This is a genomic window from Bacillus sp. FSL R7-0685 (assembly GCF_038002425.1).
Taxonomy (GTDB): domain Bacteria; phylum Bacillota; class Bacilli; order Bacillales; family Bacillaceae; genus Bacillus; species Bacillus subtilis.
Genome location: NZ_JBBOCN010000001.1, coordinates 1,969,987 through 1,980,812, shown reverse-complemented (window position 1 = coordinate 1,980,812; position 10,826 = coordinate 1,969,987). Strand labels below are relative to the sequence as shown.

Annotated in this window: 1 protein-coding gene; it reads left to right on the top strand. The window is 46.7% G+C overall.

The window, feature by feature from the left end; genetic code table 11:
- The first annotated feature begins 18 nt into the window (after positions 1-18).
- Entirely contained in the window at positions 19-10,824 is a 10,806-nt protein-coding gene (gene ppsD / locus MKY50_RS10070; protein WP_341116579.1) for a plipastatin non-ribosomal peptide synthetase PpsD, read from the top strand.
- The last annotated feature ends 2 nt before the right edge of the window (positions 10,825-10,826 follow it).

Below are 10,826 nucleotides of genomic sequence, written 5' to 3'. Positions count from 1 at the left end.
TGACAGGGAGACATGAACATGACAAAAGCGAATTCAATTCAGGATATTTATCCGCTGTCTTACATGCAGGAAGGGATGCTTTTCCATTCCCTCCTGCAAAAAGATTCACAGGCGTATGTTGAGCAAGCTTCTTTTACAATAGAAGGAAAAGTCAACCCACAGTTTTTTCAAAACAGCATCAACGCTCTTGTAGAAAGACATGATATTTTCAGAACGATTTTTATCAGCCAAAATGTTTCCTCTCCTCAGCAGGTTGTTCTGAGAGAACGAAATGTCATCGTCCTGGAAGAAGACATTACTCATTTAAACGAGGCGGAGCAATCACAGTTTATCGAGCAATGGAAAGAAAAGGACCGGGACCGGGGGTTTCATTTGCAAAAGGATGTGCTCATGCGCATCGCTCTGATTCAAACAGGAGAGAGCCAGTACTCTTGCATTTGGACCTTTCATCATATCATGATGGACGGTTGGTGCCTCAGCATTGTGCTAAAGGAGTTTCTGCATATTTACGCATCTTATGTAAATGCATCCCCAATAACATTGGAGCCGGTCCAGCCATACGGAAAGTATATCAAATGGCTGATGGAGCAAGACAAAGAGCAGGCGGTTTCTTATTGGGACCATTATCTTTCCGGCCATGAACAGCAAACCGTGCTCCCGAAGCAGAAAAAAACAAAGGGAAGAAGCAGGCAGGAACACGTTACATTTTCATTCTCTAAGGAAGAAAGCAGCAGGCTTTCAGAGCTTGCTGCTAGAGAAGAAGTGACACTCAGTACGATTTTTCATACCATTTGGGGCATTCTGCTACAAAAATATAATAATAACGATGACGCCGTATTCGGTTCTGTCATTTCAGGAAGGCCCGCAGAAATCGAAGGCATTGAACATATGGTAGGTCTTTTCATTAATACGATGCCGATTCGGGTGCAGGGGGCAAAAACGCCATTTCTTCAACTTATAAAAGATATGCAAAAAGACCGTCTTGCCGCTGAAGCATACAGCTACCACCCTTTGTATGAGATTCAATCCCGCTCAGCTGTTAAGCAAGGGCTGATTGATCATATTCTCGTATTTGAAAACTATCCGGTGCAGCAAGAGATTCAAATGCTGAACAAACAGGAACATGCTTCTGATCTTTTTCAGATTCATAATTTCACTGTCGCAGATGAAACCAACTACAGCTTTTATCTTATGGTGGCGCCAGGGGAAGAAATTCATATCAAAATGAACTATGATGCGGAGCAGCACGATCGGTCTTTTGTGCTCTCTGTCAAAGAGCATCTTCTGAATGCTGTATCACAAATCTTAAATAATCCGAATCTTCCACCTGAAGAAATCGATATCACGACAGATACTGAAAAGCGGCAGCTGATTGGAGAAATCACAGATCAAACACCAGTTTACGAAACCATCCATGCCATGTTTGAAAAACAGGTGGAAAAGGCACCAGATGCTCATGCTGTAATTGATCAAGCCTGCTCATTAACATACAGAGAACTGAATAAAGCGGCTAACAGATTGGCACGGCATTTACGAATGAAAGGCGTTGTGAGAGAGGAACCCGTTGCGATTATGATGGAACGCTCTGCGGCGTTTATCACCGGCGTTCTTGGAATCTTAAAGGCAGGCGGCGCCATTGTTCCGGTTGATCCGCATTACCCGGCTGACAGAATCCGTTATATCCTGCATGATTGCGGCTGTTCGCATGTTGTTTCACAAGCGCATCTTTCCTCATCGTTAGAAGACAATTACATTATCACTCATCCAGAAGATATCGAAAGCAAAGTAGACGGCAGTAACATAAAGTCAGTCAACAATGCTGACGATCTGCTGTATATGATTTATACATCAGGCACAACAGGTAAACCAAAGGGTGTTCAATTTGAGCATCGAAACATGGCTAACTTGCTGAAATTCGAATATACTCACTCCGGCATTGACTTTGAAGCAGATGTTCTGCAATTTGCGACACCTTCCTTCGACGTCTGCTATCAAGAAATTTTTTCTGCGCTTCTGAAAGGCGGCACACTCCACATCGTGCCAGAAGCCATAAAAAGAGATGTGCCTCAGCTGTTTGCATTTATAAACAAGCATCAGACGAATATTGTGTTTCTCCCAACTGCTTTTATCAAAATGATTTTCAGCGAGCGTGAACTAGCGAATTCGTTTCCTGATGGCGTCAAACACCTGATCGCAGCCGGGGAACAATTAATGATTTCAGACCTTTTCCAAAATGTGTTGCGTGAACGCGGCATACACCTGCACAATCATTACGGACCTTCAGAAACTCATGTGGTATCTACGTATACCATTCATCCTGGAGACCCTATTCCTGAGCTTCCGCCAATCGGTAAACCGATAGGCTGTACTGATCTATATATTTTGAATCATCAAAAACAGCTTCAGCCATGCGGCGTACCAGGCGAACTCTATATTTCCGGCGCAAGTGTTGCCAGAGGATATGTCAATCACGATAAACTGACAAGCGACAAATTTTCATCCGATCCATTCAAGCCTGGTGTGATCATGTACCGGACAGGTGATTTGGCCAGACGGCTTGAAGACGGCAACATCGAATATATCGGACGGGCAGACAATCAAGTGAAAATCAGAGGTTATCGAATTGAGCCGCAAGAAATCGAAGTCACGTTAATGAATCATCCGGACATTAGTGAGGCTGCCATTCTCATCTGGCAAGATGAAAACGGTGAACATGAATTATGCGCTTACTATTGCAGTGTACAAAAGCTGAACGCAATAGATTTACGCAGTTATATGGCTAGTGAGATCCCAGAATACATGATTCCGGCGAAATGGATATGGGTTGACAGCATACCTCTTACCCCAAACGGAAAAATAGATCGCGCAGCACTTCCGGAGCCAGATGCTTCAATCAGCGGAAACCCATATACTGCCCCTCGAAATCTGTTAGAGGCAAAGCTTTCGCAACTATTTGAAGATGTGCTAAAGAATGGGCATATAGGCATCCAAGACAACTTTTTTGACAATGGCGGTCACTCGTTAAAAGCAACAGTGCTTATGTCACGGATCGCAAAGGAATTCCATGTGCAAGTTTCACTTAAGGACATCTTTGCTCATCCGACTGTTGAAGGATTAGCTTTAATCATTCGAGAGGCAGAACAAAATCCGTATGCAACAATTGAACCAGCAGAAAAAAGGGATACATATCCTGTATCTTCGGCCCAAAAACGAATCTATGTGCTTCAACAGCTTGATGAGGGTGTCGCCTATAACATGCCTGCGGTCTTAGAACTGGAAGGTGCACTAGATGTCGCCAAACTGTCTGCTGTATGTAAAGAACTGATCAGCCGGCATGAGCCGCTTCGAACTTCCTTTGTATCCGGAGCTGATGACGAGCCGGTTCAGCGTATCCACACCGAAGTGCCGTTTACATTAAGTAAAGAGACCACTATCGAGGGATTTGTCCGTCCCTTTGATCTCAGCCAGGCGCCATTATTTAGAGCAGGCCTTATAGAAGTGTCAAACGAGAAGCATGTATTGCTGGTGGATATGCACCATATCATTTCAGATGGCGTATCCGTTCAGCTCCTAATCCGAGAATTTACCGATCTTTATGCCAACCGGCAGCTTAAGCCATTGCGGATCCAATATAAAGATTACGCCGTATGGCAGCAGAAATTTAAAAAGGGAGACTCGTACCAAAAGCAGGAGACTTACTGGCAGCAGCAGTTTAGCGGGGATCTTCCTATACTGGAGCTTCCAACAGATAAACGACGTCCGGCAGAACGGCAATTCATAGGCGGAAAAGTAACCTTTCAATTGGACAAAGAGATCACGGCCCGCATAAAGCGGCTCGCCCATAAAAACAGAAGCACGCTTTATATGACGCTTCTCGCTTTGTATTCAGCCTTTTTGTCTCGGTTAAGCGGTCAGGATGATATCGTAATTGGTTCACCTATCGCCGGACGGCCCCATGCCGACCTTGAAGCTGTTCTTGGGATGTTCGTCAATACACTGGCTCTCCGCACACGCCCGGCGGGTAATAAGACATTTGAGGAATTTCTGAAAGAAGTCAGACAGACGGCACTAGAAGCGTATGAGCATCAGGATTACCCGTTTGAAGAGCTTGTGGACAAACTCGGTGTGCAGCGGGAAATGAGCCGGAATCCTTTGTTTGACACAACGCTAGTCCTTCAGAATATGGAACAGCAAAAGCTAAAAATGAATGATGTACAGCTTCAGTGGAACGACTTGGAGCACCCAATATCAAAATTTGATATTTCCCTATACGTTACAGAACATGATTCCGAGCTTTTCTGTCAGTTTGAATACAGTACAGCTTTGTTTGAGAAAGAAACCATCCAAAGGTGGGCCAGCCTTTTCACCACGCTTGTGGAACATACAGCTGCCAGTCCTGAAACAGAATTGGACGATATTCCAATCTTAACAAAAGAAGAAGAGCGAGATTTCATTGAATCATGCCATCTGTTTGAGGAGACGGGCTATTCAATGAATCAAACGCTCCACTATGCACTTGAACAGCAGGCAGCAAAAACGCCTGATCAGGCGGCCGTTATCTTCGAAGATGGAGTGATGACCTATAAAGAATTGAACGAACAGGCTAACCGTATCGCCTGGGAGCTGATCGGACGGGGGGTAAAACCCGAAACGACTGTGGCCATTATAGGAAAGCGTTCACCTGAAATGCTGCTTGGCATTTATGGCATTCTTAAAGCTGGCGGCGCTTATCTGCCCATTGACCCGGATTATCCGGAAGAACGAATCAGCTTTCTGCTGGAGGACAGCGGTACAAACATTCTCCTCGTGCTTCAGTCTGCCGGTCTCCATGTTCCGGCATTTGCAGGAGAGATTGTCTATCTCAATCAGACAAATAGCGGACTGGCACATCGTTTGTCCAATCCGAATGTGGATGTTCTCCCGCAATCTTTAGCCTATGTCATCTATACATCCGGCTCTACCGGGATGCCTAAGGGTGTTGAAATTGAACATCGATCAGCGGTGAATTTTTTGAATTCCCTACAGTCCCGCTATCAGCTAAAGCATTCAGATATGATTATGCACAAAACATCTTATTCATTCGATGCTTCAATATGGGAGCTGTTTTGGTGGCCTTATGCCGGAGCTTCTGTTTATCTGCTTCCTCAGGGGGGCGAAAAAGAACCTGAAGTGATCGTGAAGGCCATAGAAGAACAAAAGATCACAGCTATGCATTTTGTGCCTTCAATGCTCCATGCATTTTTAGAACATATAAAATATCGCTCTGTACCGATTAAGACAAACAGACTCAAGCGAGTATTTTCTGGGGGAGAACAGCTGGGGACCCATCTTGTCTCCCGATTTTACGAGTTGCTTCCAAATGTTTCAATAACCAATTCCTATGGGCCAACGGAAGCAACCATAGAAGCTGCATTCTTTGATTGTCCGCCGCATGAAAAACTTGAACGGATTCCAATTGGAAAACCTGTTCATCATGTCAGATTATATATCCTGAATCAGAATCAGCAGATGCTGCCTGCTGGATGTATCGGCGAACTGTACATTGCCGGAGCGGGTGTTGCCAGAGGTTATTTGAATCGGCCGGCATTAACGGAGGAGCGTTTTCTTGAGGACCCGTTTTACCCGGGTGAACGCATGTACAAAACCGGGGATGTGGCGCGCTGGCTCCCTGACGGGAATGTTGAATTCCTCGGGCGCACGGATGATCAGGTGAAAATTCGCGGCTACCGGATTGAGCCGGGAGAAATTGAAGCGGCACTAAGAAGCATAGAAGGAGTAAGAGAGGCGGCCGTTACCGTACGGACAGACAGCGGGGAGCCGGAATTATGCGCTTATGTAGAAGGGCTCCAAAGAAACGAAGTGCGGGCACAGCTTGAGAGACTGTTGCCGGGCTACATGGTCCCAGCCTATATGATAGAGATGGAACAGTGGCCGGTTACACCAAGCGGAAAACTTGACCGAAACGCCCTGCCAGTTCCTGGTGGAGCGGCAGATGCGGAGACCTACACGGCGCCGAGAAACGTGACTGAGATGAAGCTTTCTCAGCTGTGGGAGGACGTGCTGAAAAATGGACCTGTCGGGATTCACGACAACTTTTTTGACCGCGGGGGACATTCCTTAAAAGCAACCGCGCTTGTCTCACGGATCGCCAAAGAATTCGATGTACAGGTGCCGCTAAAAGATGTGTTTTCCCATCCGACGGTAGAAGGACTGGCTACTGTTATCCGTGAAGGAACGGACAGTCCATATGAAGCGATTAAGCCCGCTGAAAAACAGGAAACCTATCCGGTTTCCTCTGCCCAAAAGCGGATTTATGTCCTTCAGCAGCTGGAGGACGGAGGGACAGGCTACAATATGCCGGCTGTGTTAGAGCTCGAAGGGAAGCTCAACCCTGAAAGGATGGACAGAGCTTTCCAAGAGCTGATCAAGCGCCACGAGTCGCTTCGAACCGCCTTCGAACAGGACGCAGGAGGCGATCCGGTGCAGCGCATCCATGACGAGGTGCCGTTTACGTTACAGACTACAGTTCTCGGCGCACGAACCGAACAGGAGGCCGCAGCCGCATTTATCAAACCGTTTGATCTCAGCCAAGCGCCGCTGTTCCGTGCCCAAATCGTAAAGGTATCAGATGAGCGGCACCTGTTGCTGGTTGATATGCATCACATCATTTCAGACGGTGTTTCCGTCAACATTCTGATTCGGGAATTCGGCGAGCTGTACAATAATCGGAAGCTTCCGGCACTGCGCATTCAATATAAAGATTATGCCGTATGGCAAGAAGGATTCAAAACAGGAGACGCGTACAAAACGCAAGAGGCGTACTGGCTGAAGCAGCTCGAGGGCGAGCTGCCTGTGTTGGATCTCCCCGCTGATCATGCCCGCCCGCCGGTGCGAAGCTTCGCTGGTGACAAGGTCTCATTTACGCTGGATCAAGAGGTTGCATCAGGCCTTCACAAGCTGGCACGAGAAAACGGAAGCACACTGTACATGGTGCTCCTTGCGGCTTACACCGCGTTCTTGTCACGCTTAAGCGGACAGGAGGATATCATCGTCGGCTCGCCAATCGCCGGCCGGCCGCACAAGGATCTTGAGACGATACTCGGCATGTTTGTGAACACGCTGGCGCTTCGGACGCGCCCGGAGGGCGGGAAGCCGTTTGTACAGTACTTGCAGGAAGTGCGCGAGACAGCATTGGAAGCCTTTGAGCACCAGGATTACCCGTTCGAAGAACTTGTCGATAAGCTTGAATTGACACGGGATATGAGCCGGAATCCAGTGTTTGATGCGATGTTAGTTGTTCAAAATAATGATTACGAGCGATTGCATCTTCATGATTTGCAAATGAAGCCGGCACAAGTTTCTCATCTCGTTTCTAAATTCGATTTGACACTACAGGCATCTGAGGGCGACGGAAACATTCATTTCCTTTTTGAATATTCAACCGCATTGTTCGAGAAAACCACCATTGAACGCTGGGCATCGCATTTAACAAATGTACTTAGCATCATTGGTAAAAACCCGGAGGTGACACTCAACCATATCGACATCCTGACCCAAGAAGAGCGGCACCAGCTGCTTAATGAGTTTAACACCGGGCAAGCGAATCAATACGGAGTTCAAACAATCAGTCAATTGTTTGAGCAGCAAGCTGCACGAACACCAAAAGCTTCTGCACTTGTCAGCGGAGACAAAACACTGACTTATCAAGAGTTGGACGAGTGGTCCAATGGAATCGCACGTGCATTGAGCAACAGAGGTGTTAAGCCGGACACACCAGTAGGCATCATGATGCATCGTTCGTTCAGTATGATAGCAGCCATACTTGGTGTGTGGAAAGCAGGCGGCTGTTACGTTCCCATTGATCCTGAATACCCGACAGAACGCAAACGCTATATCCTTAGCGACAGCGGAACGAAACTGCTGATGACAATAAATGAAGCGGATCGGGGAGTACTTGCTGACTTTGAAGGAGAGATCTTGACGATAGAAAGCGTAGAGGCAGACGACAAATCGCCGCTGCCGCAAATGTCGTCTGCCCATCATTTGGCTTATATCATTTATACCTCTGGAACGACGGGCCGTCCAAAAGGGGTAATGGTCGAGCATAAAGGTATTGCTAACACTCTTCAGTGGCGGCGAAACGCTTATGCATTCAACGAGACAGATACCATTCTGCAGCTCTTTTCTTTCTCATTTGACGGCTTTTTAACTAGTATGTTTACACCGCTTTTGTCAGGTGCAAAAGCCGTTTTGCTTCATGAAGAGGAAGCGAAGGATATTCTAGCCATTAAGCATCAGCTGTCTCGTCAACGGATTACACATATGATTATTGTGCCTGTTTTATATCGAGCGCTTTTGGACGTAGTGCAGCCGGAAGATGTAAAGACGCTTAGAGTCGTCACACTGGCGGGAGAAGCGGCTGACCGCGAATTGATCGCCCGCAGCTTAGCTATATGTCCGCATACCGAACTCGCCAACGAATATGGACCGACAGAAAACAGCGTGGCGACTACCGTCATGAGACATATGGAAAAGCAGGCATACGTAAGCATCGGCCAGCCGATTGACGGAACTCAAGTGCTGATTTTAAATAGCAATCATCAGCTTCAGCCAATCGGTGTTGCGGGAGAGCTTTGTATAGCAGGAACAGGGCTTGCAAGAGGGTACGTTAATCTTCCAGAACTGACAGAGAGAGCATTCACGCAGAATCCATTTAAACCCGAAGCACGAATGTACCGAACAGGAGACGCCGCCAGATGGATGGCCGACGGTACACTCGAATATCTCGGAAGAATCGATGATCAAGTCAAAATCAGAGGATACCGTGTAGAAACGAAAGAAATTGAATCGGTCATCCGGTGTATAAAGGGTGTAAAAGACGCCGCAGTAGTTGCTCATGTAACAGCGTCAGGACAAACCGAATTAAGCGCTTATGTGGTGACAAAACCAGAGTTGAGCACAAATGCTGTACGCTCAGAATTACAAAACAAGCTGCCGGTGTTTATGCACCCTGCGTTTATTGAAAAACTGGACTCACTTCCATTGTCACCAAACGGCAAGCTGGATCGCGGAGCACTTCCAAAACCTGTTTACAACCACGAAGGTGAACGTCCATTCCTCCCGCCAGCCAGCAAAATGGAACAAATACTGGCAGATATATGGAAAGAAGTACTGGGGGCAGAAAAGATCGGAACAGCTGATTCGTTCTTTGACCTTGGCGGAGATTCAATCAAAGCGTTACAGGTATCTGCGCGGCTTCACCGGATAGGCAAGCAAATGGCAGTGAAAGATTTGTTTAGCCATCCGACCATTCAAGAATTGGCAGCTTATATCCGTGATTCAGATACAAGTTCCAGCCAAGCTGCGGTTGAGGGAGACGTACAATGGTCGCCTGTTCAAAAATGGTTTCTTTCTCAAGATATAAAAGAAAAACACCATTTTAATCAGTCCGTAATGCTGCATCGAAGCACCTCTGTACAAGAAGACGCACTGCGAAAAACGTTAAAAGCAATAACGTGTCATCATGATGCGCTGCGAATGGTGTTTACACAGAATGAACAAGGAAAGTGGGATCAATATAATCGGCCGCTCAGTCATTCGGACGACGCGTTGTACGGCCTTCAGATGATTGATTTATGCACTGATGGAAATAGAGCGTATGAGCCTATTATCAAACGCCATGTACTTGATATTCAGCAGAAAATGGATTTGAAGAATGGTCCGCTGCTGCAAGCCGGTCTTTTCCACACAATTGACGGTGATTTCTTATTTTTATCGGCTCATCACCTCGTCGTTGACGGCATCTCATGGAGGGTTCTGCTTGAAGATTTGGCTTTAGGGTATCGCCAAGCTGCAGGCGGCGGGAAAGAGATTCAGCTGCCTCCTAAAACAAGCTCATTTAAAGCGTACACGAAAAAGCTCTCTGACTACGCTGAAAGCCAGCAGCTCATGAAACAGCTCAAGTATTGGCGCGAGGCCGAAGAGTATCAAACAGAGGCATTGCCTTTTGATCACATTGATGGAACTAGAGCACACGAGGGACAACGGTCCACGATTTCGTTTACCTTAAACGAGAAAGAGACAGCAGCACTCTTAAAAGACGCCAACAGCGCATATAACACTGATACGCAGGACATGCTGCTCGCTTCTGTCATTCTTGCGCTGCGCCATTGGACCAATCAATCCGCCTTCAAACTATCATTAGAGGGCCACGGGCGAGAGGATGTATTAGAAGGAATAGATGTGAGCCGGACGGTTGGATGGTTTACCGCCATTTATCCGTTATTGGTTAAATTGAACGCAGACTTGCCAGATTCGGAAGAATACATGGTTCATGTGCTAAAAACAACAAAAGATACACTGAGACGTGTACCTGACAAAGGATTCGGCTACGGTGTCATCAAATATTTGACGCCTCCTGGCAAAAAAGACATCAATTTCACAGGTGCACCAGAAATCAGCTTTAATTATCTTGGTCAATTTGAAAGCGGCCGCACAGCTGAAGTACCTGAGGAGGACGCCTTCTCATTCTCTCCGCTTGGTGCCGGAGGTGATATCAGCACAACATGGAACCGTGAACAGTCGCTGGATATCAGCGCAATCGCTGCAGAAGGAAAATTGACTGTCAATATGACTTATGACAATGCCCGCTTTCAGCGCAAAACCATCGAACAGCTTAGCGAAACATGCCGTCAATTTTTATTACAGCTGATCGAACACTGCCAGAACAAAAGAGAAACAGAAAAGACGATCAGTGATTATGATGATCAAGAACTGACCGAGGATGCCCTGCAAGAGATTGCTGATATGCTCAGTTTTCACTAATG